The 15,042-nt window shown below is 65.5% G+C and carries 15 protein-coding genes; 9 read left to right on the top strand and 6 right to left on the bottom strand.

Going from position 1 to position 15,042, the window contains the following annotated elements:
• Positions 1 to 80: 80 nt before the first annotated feature.
• A complete protein-coding gene (gene typA, locus G9408_RS11980) occupies positions 81 to 1,913 on the bottom strand; it encodes a translational GTPase TypA (protein ID WP_168454245.1) in 1,833 nt (610 codons plus the stop codon).
• A 185-nt stretch (positions 1,914 to 2,098) separates the two neighbouring features.
• Here typA and G9408_RS11975 point away from each other — a divergent pair, with 185 nt between their 5' ends.
• The 4 genes from G9408_RS11975 (at position 2,099) to G9408_RS11960 (ending at position 5,980) form a co-directional block, all read left to right on the top strand.
• Positions 2,099 to 2,761 carry a GbsR/MarR family transcriptional regulator gene (locus G9408_RS11975; protein ID WP_168454244.1) on the top strand — a complete coding sequence of 221 codons (663 nt, stop codon included), beginning with the start codon at positions 2,099 to 2,101 and terminating at the stop codon, positions 2,759 to 2,761.
• Positions 2,748 to 4,136 (top strand): cytochrome ubiquinol oxidase subunit I, encoded by a 1,389-nt coding sequence (locus G9408_RS11970; RefSeq protein WP_168454243.1) that lies wholly within the window; start codon positions 2,748 to 2,750, stop codon positions 4,134 to 4,136. The genes G9408_RS11975 and G9408_RS11970 overlap by 14 nt, the downstream gene beginning before the upstream one ends.
• A complete protein-coding gene (locus tag G9408_RS11965; protein ID WP_168454242.1) occupies positions 4,133 to 5,140 on the top strand; it encodes a cytochrome d ubiquinol oxidase subunit II in 1,008 nt (335 codons plus the stop codon). The genes G9408_RS11970 and G9408_RS11965 overlap by 4 nt, the downstream gene beginning before the upstream one ends.
• Before the next feature lie 321 nt (positions 5,141 to 5,461).
• Positions 5,462 to 5,980 (top strand): PilZ domain-containing protein, encoded by a 519-nt coding sequence (locus G9408_RS11960; RefSeq protein ID WP_168454241.1) that lies wholly within the window; start codon positions 5,462 to 5,464, stop codon positions 5,978 to 5,980.
• A gap of 17 nt (positions 5,981 to 5,997) precedes the next feature.
• Here the strand turns inward: G9408_RS11960 and G9408_RS11955 are convergent, their stop codons facing one another.
• The gene (locus G9408_RS11955) at positions 5,998 to 6,648 is read right to left on the bottom strand and encodes a 5'-methylthioadenosine/S-adenosylhomocysteine nucleosidase family protein (RefSeq protein ID WP_168454240.1); all 651 of its coding nucleotides are present in this window, start codon (positions 6,646 to 6,648) and stop codon (positions 5,998 to 6,000) included.
• Between the two features lie 360 nt (positions 6,649 to 7,008).
• Between G9408_RS11955 and G9408_RS11950 the strand changes: the two genes are divergently transcribed.
• The 5 genes from G9408_RS11950 to G9408_RS11930 all read left to right on the top strand — a co-directional run bounded on the left by G9408_RS11950 (position 7,009) and on the right by G9408_RS11930 (position 12,428).
• Positions 7,009 to 7,968, top strand: a complete 960-nt coding sequence (locus tag G9408_RS11950) for a bile acid:sodium symporter family protein (RefSeq protein WP_168454239.1) — start codon at positions 7,009 to 7,011, stop codon at positions 7,966 to 7,968.
• A gap of 64 nt (positions 7,969 to 8,032) precedes the next feature.
• Positions 8,033 to 9,244: a toxic anion resistance protein gene (locus G9408_RS11945; protein ID WP_168454238.1), complete on the top strand. Its 1,212-nt coding sequence runs from the start codon at positions 8,033 to 8,035 to the stop codon at positions 9,242 to 9,244.
• Between the two features lie 16 nt (positions 9,245 to 9,260).
• On the top strand, positions 9,261 to 9,974 hold the full coding sequence (locus G9408_RS11940; RefSeq protein WP_235957769.1) for a hypothetical protein: 714 nt from the start codon (positions 9,261 to 9,263) through the stop codon (positions 9,972 to 9,974).
• 60 nt (positions 9,975 to 10,034) lie between these two features.
• On the top strand, positions 10,035 to 10,655 hold the full coding sequence (locus G9408_RS11935; RefSeq protein ID WP_168454236.1) for an OB-fold-containig protein: 621 nt from the start codon (positions 10,035 to 10,037) through the stop codon (positions 10,653 to 10,655).
• A 63-nt stretch (positions 10,656 to 10,718) separates the two neighbouring features.
• On the top strand, positions 10,719 to 12,428 hold the full coding sequence (locus G9408_RS11930; protein ID WP_168454235.1) for a flotillin family protein: 1,710 nt from the start codon (positions 10,719 to 10,721) through the stop codon (positions 12,426 to 12,428).
• 44 nt (positions 12,429 to 12,472) lie between these two features.
• Here the strand turns inward: G9408_RS11930 and G9408_RS11925 are convergent, their stop codons facing one another.
• From G9408_RS11925 to G9408_RS11910, 4 genes are all read right to left on the bottom strand, one after another.
• Positions 12,473 to 12,796: a hypothetical protein gene (locus G9408_RS11925; protein WP_168454234.1), complete on the bottom strand. Its 324-nt coding sequence runs from the start codon at positions 12,794 to 12,796 to the stop codon at positions 12,473 to 12,475.
• A complete protein-coding gene (locus G9408_RS11920; protein ID WP_168454233.1) occupies positions 12,793 to 13,341 on the bottom strand; it encodes an RNA polymerase sigma factor in 549 nt (182 codons plus the stop codon). Before G9408_RS11920 ends, G9408_RS11925 begins: the two co-directional genes overlap by 4 nt.
• Positions 13,328 to 13,936 (bottom strand): hypothetical protein, encoded by a 609-nt coding sequence (locus G9408_RS11915; RefSeq protein WP_168454232.1) that lies wholly within the window; start codon positions 13,934 to 13,936, stop codon positions 13,328 to 13,330. Before G9408_RS11915 ends, G9408_RS11920 begins: the two co-directional genes overlap by 14 nt.
• A 268-nt stretch (positions 13,937 to 14,204) precedes the next feature.
• Complete coding sequence (locus tag G9408_RS11910; RefSeq protein WP_168454231.1) at positions 14,205 to 14,978, bottom strand: SDR family oxidoreductase; 774 nt, start codon at positions 14,976 to 14,978, stop codon at positions 14,205 to 14,207.
• Positions 14,979 to 15,042: the final 64 nt, after the last annotated feature.

Raw genomic sequence — 15,042 nt, 5'->3', positions numbered from 1 at the left:
GGATGACGAAGGCGGGGAAACGACTGGAACAAGCCGTCGAAAAAGAAAGGGGGCGACCATCGCTGGCCGCCCCCTTGGTCTTACGCCGCTTCCTTCTTGCGGCTCGCCTTCTTCCGCTCATGCGGGTCGAGGATCGCCTTGCGGATGCGGATGTTCTTCGGGGTCACCTCGACCATCTCGTCATCGTCGATATACGCGATCGCCTGTTCCAGCGTCATCCGCTTCGGCGGGGTCAGCCGGATCGCGTCGTCCTTGCCTGTCGAACGGAAGTTCGTGAGCTGCTTCGACTTCATCGGGTTGACCTCGAGATCCTCGGGCTTGGCATTCTCGCCAATGATCATGCCCTCATACAGCGCCTCGCCGGGCGAGACGAACAGGATGCCGCGCTCTTCGAGCGGGCCGAGCGCATAGGCCACCGCTTCGCCATTGCCGTTCGAGATCAGGACGCCATTCTTGCGGCCCTCGATCACGCCCTTGTACGGGCCATATTTCTCGAACAGGCGGTTCATGATCCCCGTGCCGCGCGTGTCGGACAGGAATTCGCCATGATAGCCGATCAGGCCGCGCGACGGGCCGCTGAAGGTGATGCGCGTCTTGCCGCCGCCCGACGGACGCATGTCGGTGAGGTCGGCCTTGCGGATCTGCATCTTCTCGACGACCGTGCCGCTATGTTCGTCGTCGACGTCGATGACGACGGTTTCATAGGGTTCGGTGCGCTTGCCGGCCTCGTCCTCGCCATACAGCACGCGCGGGCGGCTGATGCCGAGTTCGAAGCCTTCGCGGCGCATCGTTTCGATGAGCACGCCGAGCTGGAGCTCGCCGCGGCCCGCGACTTCGAAACTGTCCTTGTCGGCGCTTTCGGTGATGCGGATCGCGACATTGGTTTCGGCTTCGCGGAACAGGCGGTCGCGGATCATGCGGCTCGTGACCTTGCTGCCTTCGCGGCCCGCCATCGGGCTGTCATTGACGGCAAAGCGCATCGACAGCGTCGGCGGGTCGATCGGCTGCGCGGCGATCGGTTCGCTGACGCTGGTGTCGGCGATCGTGTTCGCGACGGTGGCGTTGGTCAGCCCCGCGATCGCGACGATGTCGCCCGCCTTGGCTTCCTCGACGGGGACGCGGTCGAGACCGCGGAAGGCGAGCAGCTTCGACGCGCGGCCGGCTTCGATCACCTTGCCGTCCATGTCGAGCGCGTGGATCGGCTGGTTGACCTTGACCGTACCCGACTGGACGCGGCCGGTCAGGATGCGGCCGATGAAATTGTCGCGGTCGAGCAGGGTCGCGAGGAAGGTGAAGGGGGCATTCTCGTCGAGGCCGGGTTCGGGGACGTGGCGGACGATCGTTTCGAACAGCGGGTTCAGGTCGCCTTCGCGCGCGTCGGGGCTTTCCGACGCATAGCCGCCGCGGCCCGAGGCGTAGAGGATCGGGAAGTCGAGCTGTTCGTCATTGGCTTCGAGCGTCAGGAACAGTTCGAACACTTCGTCGAGCACTTCGGCGGCGCGGGCGTCGCTGCGGTCGATCTTGTTGACGACGACGATCGGCTTCAGGCCGAGCGCCAGCGCCTTGCCGGTGACGAACTTGGTCTGCGGCATCGGGCCTTCGGCGGCGTCGACCAGCAGGATGACGCCGTCGACCATGGAGAGGATGCGCTCGACCTCGCCGCCGAAATCGGCGTGGCCCGGGGTGTCGACGATGTTGATCCGCGTCTGGTCGGCGCCCTCACCCCATTCGACGCTGGTGCACTTGGCGAGAATCGTGATCCCGCGCTCCTTTTCCAGGTCATTGGAATCCATGGCCCTTTCCTCGACACGCTGGTTGTCGCGGAAGGTACCCGACTGGCGGAACAGCTGGTCGACGAGGGTGGTTTTTCCATGATCGACATGCGCGATTATGGCAATATTGCGCAAAGACATGCGGGAGAGCCTTGATGGGAGGGGGCAGCGCCCGGAGCGCCGCGAAACGCCGCGCCCCTAACAGAAGCGGTGCTGCGGCGCAACATCATTGCCGAAGTGGTCGAAGGTGGCGCGTAGCGTCGAATTGGCTGCGACAAGTTTCAATAATTATTGAAACTTCAGAAATTGAAGCGTATGGCGCGGACATGGATTTGTCGCCTGCCCCCGATTCTCCAGCGGCCTCGCCATCACCGCCGTTCCGGCTCTCCCCGCTTGCGCAGGCGTTCGTCCTGCATTTCGGTGAGATGGGAAGCCGCTGGGGGATCAACCGGACGGTCGGCCAGATCTACGCCATGCTGTTCCTGGCCGACGCGCCGCGCCATGCCGAGGAGATCAGCGAGGCGCTGAGCCTGTCGCGCGGCAGCGTGTCGATGGGCCTCAAGGAACTGGCGAGCTGGAACCTCGTCCAGCTCCGCCACGCCCCCGGCGACCGCCGCGATTATTATGAGACGCCGCGCGACGTGTGGGCGATCTTCCGCACTTTGGTCGAGGAGCGCAAGAAGCGCGAGATCGACCCGACGCTGACGACGCTCCGCGCGCTGATGATGGAGCCCGCCACCGATCCGGCCGACCGTTTTGCGCAGGAGCGGATGGCGGCGATGCACGAGCAGATCGAGCTGCTGACCGACTGGTATGCCGAGATGCGGCGGCTCGACAATGAGCGGCTGCTCCAGCTGCTGCGGCTCGGCGAGCGCGTGGTGAAGGCGCTCGAGTTCAAGGATCGCATGCTGGGGCGGGGAAAAGGTGTCTCGACTTCGCTCGACACGAACGGAGCTTTGAGTTCGGAGGCCGACCATGGACGCGCTTGACCCGCTGATCCTCGCACGCATCCAGTTTGCCGCGAACATCAGTTTCCACATCCTGTTCCCGACGATCACGATCGCGCTCGGCTGGGCGCTGCTCGGCTTCAAGCTCGCTTATAACCGCACCAAGGACGGCGCGTGGATGGACGCCTATCGCCTGTGGGTGAAGGTCTTTGCGCTGAGCTTTGCGATGGGGGTCGTGTCGGGGATCACGATGAGCTTCCAGTTCGGCACCAACTGGCCGGGCTATATGGAAAAGGTCGGCAATATCGCGGGGCCGCTGCTCGCCTATGAGGTGCTCACCGCTTTCTTCCTGGAGGCGGTCTTTCTGGGGATCATGTTGTTCGGGTTCAGCCGGGTGCCGAACTGGGTCCACACGCTCGCGACCTTTCTGGTCGCCGCCGGCACGACGCTGTCGGCGTTCTGGATCATCGTGCTCAACAGCTGGATGCAGACGCCGGTGGGTTATGAGATCCGCGACGGCGTCGTCCATGCGACCGACTGGTGGGCGATCATCTTCAACCCGTCGATGCCGTACCGGCTGACGCATATGCTGCTCGCCTCGGCGCTCACGGTCGCCTTCCTGATCGCAGGCATGTCGGCGTGGCGCTGGTTGAAGGACGGCGGCGGCGAAGGCGTCAGGCGGACGCTGAAGGCCGCCCTCTATGCCGCGGCGCTGCTGATCCCGGTCCAGATTTTCGTCGGCGACATGCACGGGCTCAACACGCTGGAGCACCAGCCGCAAAAGGTCGCGGCGATGGAAGCCAATTGGGAGACGCAGCCGCACACGCCGCTGATCCTTTTCGCCATCCCCAACGAAAAGGCGCGCACCAACCATCTGGAAGTGGCCATTCCGTCGGGCGCCAGCCTGATCCTGAAGCATGAAGCGGCGGGCGTCGTCCCCGGGCTCAACGATTATCGGGGCGATCATCCGCCGGTCGCGCCCCTGTTCTGGGGATTCCGGATCATGGTCGGACTGGGCATGCTGATGCTGGCGGTGTCGTGGCTCGGTGCCTGGCTGGTCTGGCGGCGCGGAGTCGACGCCCTGCCGCGCTGGTATGCGCGCGCGCTCGTCGCGATGACCTTTGCCGGCTGGGTCGCGACGCTCGCGGGCTGGTATGTCACCGAAATCGGGCGCCAGCCTTGGCTGGTCACCGGGGTGCTGCGCACCGCCGACGCGGTCGGCCCGGTCGGCGGCGCGATGGTCGCAAGCTCGCTGACGCTTTATCTGACGGTCTATGCGGTGCTGCTGACCGCCTATGTCGCGGTGCTGTACCGGCTCGCACGGCTGGGCAAGGCGGCACCCGAGGGCAAGCCGATGTTCCCGCTGCCCGGTGTCGCCGAAGGCCCGGCCGAGCCGCAATCGGAGGCGCCCGCATGACCCCGTTCGTCGACCCCTGGTGGCTGCCGGTCATCTTCGCCGGGCTGATGGGGCTGTCGATCCTGCTCTATGTCATCCTCGATGGCTATGACCTCGGCGTCGGCATGCTGACGCGGCTGGAAAAGGACGCCAACCGCGACCTGATGGTCGCCTCGATCGGGCCGTTCTGGGATGCCAACGAGACCTGGCTGGTGCTCGGCATCGGGCTCTTGCTCGTCGCCTTTCCGGTCGCGCACGGGCTGATCCTGACCCAGCTCTACCTGCCCGTCGTGCTGATGCTGATCGCGCTGATCCTGCGCGGGGTATCGTTCGAGTTTCGTGCCAAGGCACCGCCCGAGCACAAGCAGCGCTGGGACAATGCCTTCTTCGGCGGGTCGCTGCTCACCGCGCTCTGTCAGGGCTATATGCTCGGCGCCTATGTGCTGGGGTTCGACCAGAGCTTTGCCGCGGTGCTGTTCTGCCTGCTCGCCGCCTTGGGACTGGTCGCGGGCTATATCTTCGTCGGCGCCTGCTGGCTGATCTACAAGGTCGAGGGTGATTTGCAGAAACGCGCGGTGCGCTGGGCCGAAATCAGCCTGTGGGCGACGGCGCTGGCGATGGCGATCATCTCGATCGCGACGCCGCTGCTCTCCGAACGCATCTTCGACCGCTGGTTCCGCCTGCCCGAGATTATCGCGCTGTTGCCGATCCCGATCGCGTCGGCGACGCTGTTCGTCGGCCTCGCGATCTTCCTGCGCCGCCCCCTACGGGAGAAGGACGAGCTGTCATGGGTGCCGCTGGCGGTCGCGGGCATCCTCTTTGCGCTGGGCTTCGTCGGCATCGCGTACAGCTTTTATCCTTATCTGATCGCCGACCGGCTCGACATCTGGCAGGCGGCGGCGAGCCCCGAGGCGCTGAGCATCATCCTGATCGGCGCGCTGTTCGTGCTGCCGGTGATCTTGGGATATTCGGTGCTGGCACACTGGATTTTCCGGGGGAAGGCGACGCATCTGAGTTATGAGTAGCGGGATGGCGGTTTTGGGGTGGGGAGCGGACGTAGCGACAAAGGCACGCCCTCCCCTTCAGGGGAGGGCAGCGAGACTTACGAACTTGTTCGTTAGTCGCAGCGGGTGGGGGCCAGCGGCCTTGTCCATGGCCGCTGGCCCCCACCCCACTACGACTAGGCAGCAAGCTGCCAAGTCTTCGTTGCCCCTCCCCTGAAGGGGAGGGGCTTGCTCTTCGCTACGTTCGCTATCTGTCGCCAGCTGCCATCCCGCCCATTCACCCGGTCAGCTTTGGCGGCCGCCGCTAACCTTCTATTAACGCCGCGACCTCAACAACGGCCTATGGCTGTTTTCGGACATTTCCTGCCAGCGGCATCCGGCGCCGACCAGCGCCAGGACGTGCGCCGGAAGCTCAGCCTGCTGGCCAGGGGGGTGCAGCATGACGGCACCGGGATCGAAGTGCAGATCCACAATATCTCGGGCACCGGCCTGTTGTTCGAAAGCGACATCAAGCTGGCGCCGTGCGACCGGATCGAAATCGAGCTGCCCCACGCGGGCGACATCACCGCGGTCGTGATCTGGGCCAGCGGGAGGTTGTTCGGTTGCCAGTTCGAAGGGCCGGTGTCTTCAGCGACGCTGAGCGCGGTGGAACTGAAAAGTGCCGTAGAGCTGCAAAGCGCAATTGGCCCGCCGCTCGAACCGGCGCCGGAAATTGCCGACACATCGGACGTTCCGCCCACCGACCTGCTCGACGACGCGGCGCCCGGGGGATTTCAGGAGGTGGTCGACCGCAGCCGCGAACAGATCGCGCGCGCCGCCGGGGTCAGCCCTGACCGGGTGCGGATTACCATCGACTATTAGCCTTTATCGATGGCGGGTCACTGCATCGCCACCAGCCGTTCGATCTGCCCCGCAGCGGCGCGGGCTGCGCGCGCCAGATTCGCCTGAAATTCGCCGCCGCTGGCATCATTGGCTTCGTCGGTCACCGCCTTGATCGCCGCCCACGGCTTGCCCAGCCGCGCCGCCGCCTGCGCCACCGCGCCGACCTCCATATCGACGAGCGTCGCGCCGAGCGATGCGAGGTCTGCGGCGGCATCGGGGCAGGCGACGAAGCTGTCGCCGCTGGCGATGCGGGCATGCGGCAGGCCGAGCCCGGGGTCGGGCATCGCGGCGAAATGTGCTGCCCCGGCCTCGCCCATCGGCCAGTCTCCGGCGCGGTAGCGGCGAAAGGCGCCGGGATGGGCGGCGCCATAGTCATGCTGGAGCGCCTCGGCGATCCAGTACGCGCCCGGTGCCGCGCCGAGCGCGCCGCAGGTGCCGGTCATCAGGATCAGGTCGGCGTCGGCGCCGAACAGGCCGACGGCGAGCGCCGCGTTGACCTTGCCGAGCCCGCAGGTGGCGATGGTGAGAGCGTGACCGTGGGCGGTGAGGCGGCGGAGGGGGATCGGGGCGGCGGCGGATGTGCCGACGTTCGGGAACAGGGACTCGGCTTCTTCGGGGAGCGCGGCGAGGATGAGGAGGTTGGGCATGCCTGCTATCTAGCTCCCTGCCCGTTCGTGTCGAGCAAAGTCGAGACGCGCTGGCGCGGCGCGATGCGTCCCTCGACTTCGCTCGGGACAAACGGACTGGGCGCGAGGAAGCGACAGCGGCGATCCTCCCTGTCGCGTAGCGATGGGGAGGTGGCAGCGCGAAGCGCTGACGGAGGGGCTTTGGCTCAGACGTTGTCGCCCCTCCACCATTCGCTTCGCGAAAGTGCGGGGTCGTCCAGTCCCCCGGACTGGACTTGGATTGCCGGGGGCAATCCAACCCTGCACTCCCCCTCCCCATGGCTTCGCCACAGGGAGGATCATATTCTTGCCAAATCCGCGCCGCCCCGCCATCGCCCTCCCATGCTATCCCGCATCTTTCCCGACCGCTTCGTCCCCATCCTGCTCGGCACGATCCTGCTCGCCAGCCTGTTGCCGGTGCGCGGCGCGGCGGTGCCGATGGCGCAGGGGGTGTCGACCGCGGCGATCGTGCTGCTGTTCTTCCTCAACGGGGTCCGGCTCCCGCGCGACGAAGTGCTGCACGGTATCCGCAACTGGAAATTGCAGGGCGGCGCGCTGGCCTTTTGCTTCGGGATCATGGCGCTGTTCGGGCTTGGCGCGCAGCTCGCGACGGCGCCATTTCTGCCTGCGACATTGGCGCTGGGTTTCCTGTTCCTTGGCATCTTGCCTTCGACGGTCCAGTCGGCGACCGCGGCAAGTTCGATGGCAGGGGGCAATGTCGCGGCGAGCGTCGTTGCGGCGGCGCTGCTCAACCTGACCGGCGTGATCGCCTCGCCGCTGTTGTTCGCGGCGCTCGCGGGCAGCGCGGGCGCGATCAGCGGCGAGGCAGTGCTGCGTATCGTTGCCATCCTGCTCTTGCCCTTCATCGCCGGGCAACTGGCGCAGCGCTGGCTGCGGCCGTGGGTGCTGGCGCACAAGGGGCTGACCACCGCGATGGACCGCACCGCGATCGCGGTCGCGGTCTATGTCGCCTTTTCGGCGGCGGTGGTCGCGGGGATATGGGACCAGCTTGACGGCCGCGAGATCGGCATCGTCTGCGGCGCGGTCGCGGTGTTGCTGGCGCTGTCGTTCGGCGGGGCGTGGGTATTTGGCGCGCTGCTGCGGCTCGCGCGGCCCGACCGCATCACGCTGCTGTTCGCAGGCGCGCAAAAGAGCATCGCTGTGGGCGCGCCGCTGGCGGCGACGCTGTTTCCGCCCGCGATCGCCGGCATGGTGCTGGTCCCGATCCTGGTCTATCACATGGCGCAGCTGATCCTGTCGGCGTGGATTGCGCCGGCATTGGACCGCGCAAATCAAGTGTAATGCTTGAATAACACAGTGCTGCATGCCATATAGGCGGGACGGCAAGGGGCTGGAAGGAAGACGAATGAGCGAGCAGACCGCGACGGCAACCGCAACCGACGAGCTGAAGCTGACCCCGCCCGACCCCGTTCCCGCGGTCGCGCCCGAAAAGGCGGCGGGGCTGGTGCCGCTGTCCGGCGAACAGAAATCGAAGCTGGAGGAGCGCGTCGACGGCTTTATCGACGACCTCGTCGCGCAGGACGTCAACTCGCCCGCCTTTGGCCAGAAGGTCGACCAGATCACCAACATGGGCCGCAAGGAAATGCTGGAGGCGGCGAACCAGTCGAACCGCTTCCTCGACCGCCCGATCAAGGCGATGGACCGCGACACCGACATCGGCCAGAATCTGATCGAGCTCCGAAACACCGTCGAACGGCTCGACCCGTCGGCGAACGGCAAGCTGATTTCGAAGCGCGGCTTTCTCGACAAGATTTTCGGCAGCAGCGTCACCAATTATTTCGCCAAATATCGCAGCGCCCAGTCGCATATCTCGAGCGTGCTGACCGCGCTCGCGAACGGCAAGGACGAGCTGTTGATGGACAATGCCGCGATCGACGTCGAGCGGCGGAAATTGTGGGAAGCGATGGGCAAGCTGGAGCAGATGGTACACATCGCCCAGACGCTCGACCGCAAGCTTGAGGACAAGGCCGCCGAACTCGACGGGGTCGATCCCGCGAAGGCCAAAGTGCTGCGCGAAAATGCGCTGTTTTACGCGCGCCAGCGGACGCAGGATCTGCTGACGCAAATGGCGGTGACGGTGCAGGGCTATCTCGCGCTCGATCTCGTCAAAAAGAATAATATCGAGCTGGTGAAAGGGGTCGAGCGCGCCAGCACCACCACCGTCGGCGCCTTGAAAACCGCCATCACCGTCGCGCAGGCGATGACCAACCAGAAGCTGGTGCTCGAACAGATCACCGCGCTCAACACCACCACCGCCAACATCATCGACGGCACGTCGAAGATGCTGAAGGACAATACCGCGCGCATCCACGAGCAGGCGGCGTCGAGCACGATCCCGATGGAAACACTGCAACGCGCGTTCCAGAATATCTATGACACGATGGACGCGATCGACACCTTCAAACTGAAGGCGCTCGACAGCATGAAGACCACGGTCAACACGCTGGAGGGCGAGGTCGCGAAGTCGAAGGGCTATATTGCGCGCGCCGAGGGCGCGAGCCAGGCGCAGGCCAGCGTCGGCGGCGCCGACAGCCCGCTCGCGGCGATCGAAGGTTGACGGCGGACCGATGAGCATGAGCGAGGTCGACAAGATCCGGCTGTCGGCGGAAAGTGCGATCGAACGGTCGCGCGAACGCCGCCGCCCGATCGGTACCAAGAGCGTCGCGCTGCGCCGCCAGCATCTCTACAAGAAACTGGGCCGGGTGCTGATCGCGGGCGGGGTCGTCCTGCTCGGCGCGGCGCTGTTCGGGGCGCTGATCCAGCCATTGGGGTTCACCGGGCTGCTCGCGCTGTTCGTGCTCTTGATCGGGGTCGCGGTATTGTTCGGGCGGACGCCCTTTCCCGAACCGCGCCAGGCCGATTTGCCCAAGACCGACCTCAAGCAGCTTGCGGGGCGCACCGAAATCTGGCTCGAGGCGCAGCGCCCGATGCTGCCCGCCCCGGCGCGCCAGCTGGTCGACGGCATCGGGGTGCAGCTCGACCTGCTAGCGCCGCAGCTCCAGACGCTCGACCCGGGCGAACCCGCCGCGGCGAACATCCGCAAGCTGGTCGGCGAGGATTTGCCCGAACTGGTCGCGGGCTATCAGCGCATCCCGGCGGGGCTGCGCGGCGAAGCCCATGCCGGTCGCACCCCCGACGAGACTTTGGTCGGCGGCCTCAAGATGCTGGAGGCCGAAATCGGCAGCGCCGCGCGCAGCCTGGCCGCGGGCGAACTCGACAAGCTGGCGACGCGCGAACGCTATTTGCAGCTGAAATATCAGGGGCCGGAGAGTGAGGATCTGGCCTAGGGTCCGACGCATCGCGCGGCTTCGCTTGCCAAGCTTCGTCGCCGTCGTCACATAGACCCGATGCTCGATCAATTTCTCGCGCCCGAAAACGTCGTCTTCAGCGCCGCCCTGCTGCTGATGCTGATGGTCGGTGCGGTGCAGGCAATCGGGCTGGCGGGTGACATCGACGCGGACGGCGATGCCGATGGCGACGCGGGCGTCGCCGACACATTGCTGGCCTGGGCCGGGATCGGCCGCGTGCCGTTCCTGATGTGGCTGGTGATTTTCCTGGCGCTGTTCGGGGCGCTCGGGCTGGGGCTGCAACAGTTGATCACCGCGCTGACCGGCGGTCCGGGTACCAATTTGCTGATGGTGCCGCTGACCGCCGTCGGCGCGCTGCCGGTGACCGGCGTCGCGGCGCGCGTCGTCGCGCGGGTTTTGCCCGGGATCGAAACCACCGCGATCGAACGCGACGACCTGATCGGGCGGTTCGCAGAAATCAGCATCGGCACCGCGCGCGTGGGCCATCCGGCGCGGGCGCGCGTGACCGACGAGCATGGGCAACCACATCAGATCATGGTCGAACCCGACAGCGCCGACCAGATTTTCCAGACCGGCGAGAGCGTGCTGCTGGTAAAACGCGAGGGCGATATATTCAAAGCCTTCACCCGCGGCGATTTCTATTTACCCCGGCTCGACTGACCCTAATATCCGTCGAGGGGCTTCCAATGATGGCGGCACGAATCGACAGCAACGGGTGAGTTCATGATCGAAATTGCTATTTACGCGGGTATCGGACTGGCCGCGCTGCTTATTCTGGGACTGATCGTCACGCGGCTTTATCATCGCGCGACAAAGGAAATTGCCTTTGTCCGCACGGGATTTCGCGGTGAACGGGTAATCATGAACGGCGGCGCCCTGGTCCTGCCCGTGCTGCACGAAACGATGCCGGTCAATATGAACACCGTGCGGCTGGCGGTCGAACGCAAGAATGTCGATGCGCTGATCACGCTCGATCGCCTGCGAATAGACGTGAAGGCCGAATTCTACGTCCGCGTCCGCCCCGATGCGGGATCGATCGCCATGGCGGCGCAGACGCTGGGCCTGCGCACGATGAACCCCGAAGCGCTGAAGGATCTGGTCGAAGGCAAGTTCGTCGACGCGCTGCGCTCCGTCGCCGCGGGCATGACGATGAACCAGCTGCACGAACAGCGCGCCGACTTTGTCCAGAAGGTGCAGCAGGTGAGCTCGAACGATCTGTCGATGAACGGGCTCGAGCTGGAATCGGTGTCGCTGACCGGGCTCGACCAGACCTCGATCGAACATTTCAACGCCAACAACGCCTTTGACGCCGAAGGTCTGACCAAGCTGACCGAACAGATCGAACTGCGCAAGAAAACCCGCAACGACATCGAACAGGACACGCGCGTCCAGATCGAAACCAAGAATCTGGAGGCCGACAAGCGCAGCTTTGAAATCGCGCGCGACAATGAATTTGCCAAGCTGGGCCAGCAGCGCGAGATCGAGATCCGGCGCGCCGAGCAGGCCGCGGAGGTGGCGCGTGAACAGGCGCAGCGCAACCAGGAAGCCGAAAATGCGCGCATCCAGGCGAAACAGCTGGTCGATGCCAAACAGATCGAAGCTGACCGCGCGATCGAAGAGGCGCGGATCGCGCAGGAGCAGGCGATCGAACTGGCGCGCCAGGAACAGCAGATCCTGATCCAGAACAAGAGCCGCGAAGAAAGTCAGGCGCGCGGCGAGGCCGACGCCGCGCGCGCGATCGCTGTTGCCGCCGAGGAACAGGTCGCGACCGCGCGCGAAACCGAAGTCGCCGAGCGCTTGAAGCGCATCGAACTAATCGAAGCGGCAAAGGAGGCCGAACGGCAGGCGATTTCGGTAAAGGTCGAAGCCGAAGCCGAAAAGGAAGCCGCGGCGAACCGCGCGGCCGCTGTCCGGTTGGAAGCCGAAGGCGAGGCCGAGGCCGAAAAGCTGCGCGCCGAAGCCGCGCGCATCCGGTTCGAAGTCGAAGCGGCGGGCCAGCGCGCGATCAACGAGGCGGCGAACCTGCTGTCGTCGGACCAGATTTCGCTGCAAACCAAGATGGCGCTGTTGAAAGTGCTGCCCGAAGTCGTGCGCGAAGCCGCCAAGCCGATGGAAGCGATCGATTCGATCAAGATCATCCAGGTCGACGGGATCAACCAGACCGGCGCCGGAAGCGGCGGCGGCAACGGCAGCGGCGGCAGTGCCGACAATGGCAACCTCGCGAGCAATGCTGTGTCGGCTGCGCTGGCTTACCGCGCGCAGGCGCCGGTGATCGACAGCCTGATGAAGGAACTCGGCTTTGACGGCGGCTCGCTCGACGCACTGGTCAAGGGTGCGGCGGCAAATGAAGCGGACCGTCCGGTATCGATTGCGTCGAGCCCCAAGGCGCGAAAATCGCGTCCGACACCCGACGCCGAGATCGAGAACGACTGACCGGCAGCGCGGCCCGCTGGGGTCAGGACCCTCGGGTTCTGACCCTAAGCGCTCCGCCAGCGCTGGGTGCCGAACCACAGCAGCAGGATCAGCAGCAGCGGCGAGGCGAGTCCCCAGTGGGTCGAGCTGGCCAGCGGCGCGAAGATCGGCGCCGATGACAGCAGCCACAGCGCCGCGAGCAGCGCCGCGATCGCCAGCGCCTCGAACGCGAAGCTGCGCCAGAAGCGCGCGCGGGCGCGGGCGTAGGCGGCCTGCGCGTCGATCGCGCGTTCGACCTGGAGCGTAAAGGCGCGGTCGCCGGCGCGCCGCGGCGGCGCCAGCATCGCGGCCAGCATTGCGTCCATCGCTGCGTCGTTCGGGGCCGTCATCCGTCCGCTCCTTCGCCGATCATCTTCTGCGCCTTGGCGCGCCCGCGCAAGACCAAGGATTTGAGCGTGCCGAGCGGCACCCCCATGATCTCGGCCGCCTCGCCATGCGACCAGCCGTGGCCGAAGCATAAGGTAAGCGCGGCGCGTTCCTGCGGCGACAGCGCGGCGAGCAGGCGGTCGGCGTCGATCGCCGCGTCGCTGGCACCGCGCGGATCGGTCGACGTCGGCGCGTCGTCATCGGCGCCCGCCAGACCCTCCCGCCGCTTTGCGGTACGCCGCTGGTCGAGAAACAGCCGCCAGCCGATTCCCATGATCCATGCCGCATAACTCCCCTGCCCCCGATAATCGCCCGCACGCTGCCACGCGCGGACGAAGGCTTCCTGCACCAGATCGTCGGCGTCGCATCCCGCGGCGCGTGCAAGGAAGGCGCGCAACCGCCCTTCGTACCGCAGCACGAGGAGCTGGAAAGCGGCGCGATCTCCCCCGGCAACCCGCTGGTTGAGAGCCCAATCTTCTTCGGCGCTCCCATCATCACGCAGCGGCACGCTCCTCGGCAGCCGCGGCGCGCGCGAGGCGGCGGCGGACAAGCAGGGCGACACCGACAAAGATGGGGAAGAGGGCCGCGCCGACCGACGTGCGGATCAGCTGTTCATGCCCCTGGATCAGCCCGAAGCCGGCCATTGCAAGGCCGATCGCCAGCAAGACCAGCGCGTTGCGGTCGTCGCCGACGCTGACCGTTTCCTTGCCACCCTGCCAGCTCAGATGCTCATAGGGCTTGTTGAGCTTTTCGATCAGCGGGCCGACCGCCTCCGACTTCGCTTCGAGCGCGCGGCGGATCGAACGGTGGAGCATCCACGCATGAAGCAGCCGCGCGAGCAGGAAAAAACCGACGCAGAAAAGCGCAACGACCGTCACATTTTCGAGCAGGCTGAACAGCTGGTCGCTGACCGCCACCAGCTCGGTCGTCGGCGGCGGCGCCGGGACATAGGAGGCGATTTCGCGCGGGCTGATATAGGCCGCGATCTCTTCGGCGCTGATCGATTCGGACACCGGCACCGAAACGGTCGTCGGGGTCGGCGGCGGTGCCGCAGGGGTGGATGCAGTGGCGGCAGCGGCCGCAGCGGCAATCAAAAAATCCATCGACATAAATCTCCGTCACGCCGCACCGGCATGGTGAAACCACAGGCGACGGCTTCCCGCAAGACGGGGCTGAACTGCACCGGGGAGCACATAATCAACCGCCGCGCGAAACCGTCGCCCGGACCGGCGCAGCGGCCGATCATCAGCTAGACGGCGCGGCGAGCGGCAATGGATGCAGGAGAGGAACATTTTTTCCGGGGGACCGACGGACGCCGCCTGATCGCCCCGAAAGCGGCGGGCGACGGCAACCGCCGCCCGCCGGGAGGGGTCACTTGGTCGTATAGCCGCCGTTGACCAGAATCGTCTGGCCGGTCATCCACCAGCCCTCTGACACCAGCATACGGATCCAGGGAACGATATCCTCGATATCGGTAAGGCCGGTCTTCGAGAAGGCCGACAGGGCGCCGGCTGATTTGTGATAGGCCACGGCATCGGCGCCTTCGGCAGGATAGAAAAAGGGCGTATCCATCGGCCCGGGTCCGATCGCCGTGACCGAAATGCCGCGTTCGCCAAATTCCTTCGACGCCGCGCGGGTGTAATGTTCGACCGGTGCCTTCGTGCCCGCATAGGCCGCGTAGAAGGGCGTGAAAGCGCCAAGCAGCGACGTCACCAGGGTGCAGATCTTGCCATGGTTATTCAGATGCTTGCCCGCTTCCTTGAGAAAGAAAAAGGCGGTCTTTGAATTGACCGCCGTCATCTCGTCATATTCGGCCTCGCTGATCTCGGCGAACGGCTTTTTCAGCACTTTCCCGACCGTGTTGATCGCGATGTCGGGACGACCGATCGCGGCGATTGTGTCGGCAAAAAGCTTTTCGACCGCGACCGCAGAGGTGAGGTCAGCCTGAAAGGCAACCGCTTCAGCCCCGGCGGCACGGACTGCGGCAAGCGTTTCCTCCGTCTCGGCAACAGAGGCGGGGCTGTTATAGTGGATCGCGATCGCCTTGGCCCCGTGCGCGGCCAGGTCGCGGGCGACAAGACCGCCCAGATTCTTGCCGCCGCCCGCGATCAGAACGGTTTTTCCCTTAATGCTGTGATCGGCCATCAAATGTCTCCTTTGGGTCTGTTTTCCAGAGGATAAGAAGCTTTCGCCTTGTCCGCTTTCCAAT

Source organism: Sphingopyxis microcysteis, from assembly GCF_012274265.1.
GTDB lineage: Bacteria > Pseudomonadota > Alphaproteobacteria > Sphingomonadales > Sphingomonadaceae > Sphingopyxis > Sphingopyxis microcysteis.
This window is presented reverse-complemented; position numbering and strand designations above follow the sequence as displayed.

Bases quoted from the DNA above. Each gene is read 5' to 3' on its own strand.
- G9408_RS11940 (WP_235957769.1), top strand. From the start codon at position 9,261: ATGAGCGAGGTCGACAAGATCCGGCTGTCGGCGGAAAGTGCGATCGAA.
- G9408_RS11925 (WP_168454234.1), bottom strand. From the start codon at position 12,796: ATGACGGCCCCGAACGACGCAGCGATGGACGCAATGCTGGCCGCGATG.
- G9408_RS11965 (WP_168454242.1), top strand. From the start codon at position 4,133: ATGACCCCGTTCGTCGACCCCTGGTGGCTGCCGGTCATCTTCGCCGGG.
- G9408_RS11910 (WP_168454231.1), bottom strand. From the start codon at position 14,978: ATGGCCGATCACAGCATTAAGGGAAAAACCGTTCTGATCGCGGGCGGC.
- G9408_RS11935 (WP_168454236.1), top strand. From the start codon at position 10,035: ATGCTCGATCAATTTCTCGCGCCCGAAAACGTCGTCTTCAGCGCCGCC.
- typA (WP_168454245.1), bottom strand. From the start codon at position 1,913: ATGTCTTTGCGCAATATTGCCATAATCGCGCATGTCGATCATGGAAAA.
- G9408_RS11930 (WP_168454235.1), top strand. From the start codon at position 10,719: ATGATCGAAATTGCTATTTACGCGGGTATCGGACTGGCCGCGCTGCTT.
- G9408_RS11950 (WP_168454239.1), top strand. From the start codon at position 7,009: ATGCTATCCCGCATCTTTCCCGACCGCTTCGTCCCCATCCTGCTCGGC.
- G9408_RS11960 (WP_168454241.1), top strand. From the start codon at position 5,462: ATGGCTGTTTTCGGACATTTCCTGCCAGCGGCATCCGGCGCCGACCAG.
- G9408_RS11970 (WP_168454243.1), top strand. From the start codon at position 2,748: ATGGACGCGCTTGACCCGCTGATCCTCGCACGCATCCAGTTTGCCGCG.
- G9408_RS11915 (WP_168454232.1), bottom strand. From the start codon at position 13,936: ATGGATTTTTTGATTGCCGCTGCGGCCGCTGCCGCCACTGCATCCACC.
- G9408_RS11975 (WP_168454244.1), top strand. From the start codon at position 2,099: ATGGATTTGTCGCCTGCCCCCGATTCTCCAGCGGCCTCGCCATCACCG.
- G9408_RS11945 (WP_168454238.1), top strand. From the start codon at position 8,033: ATGAGCGAGCAGACCGCGACGGCAACCGCAACCGACGAGCTGAAGCTG.
- G9408_RS11955 (WP_168454240.1), bottom strand. From the start codon at position 6,648: ATGCCCAACCTCCTCATCCTCGCCGCGCTCCCCGAAGAAGCCGAGTCC.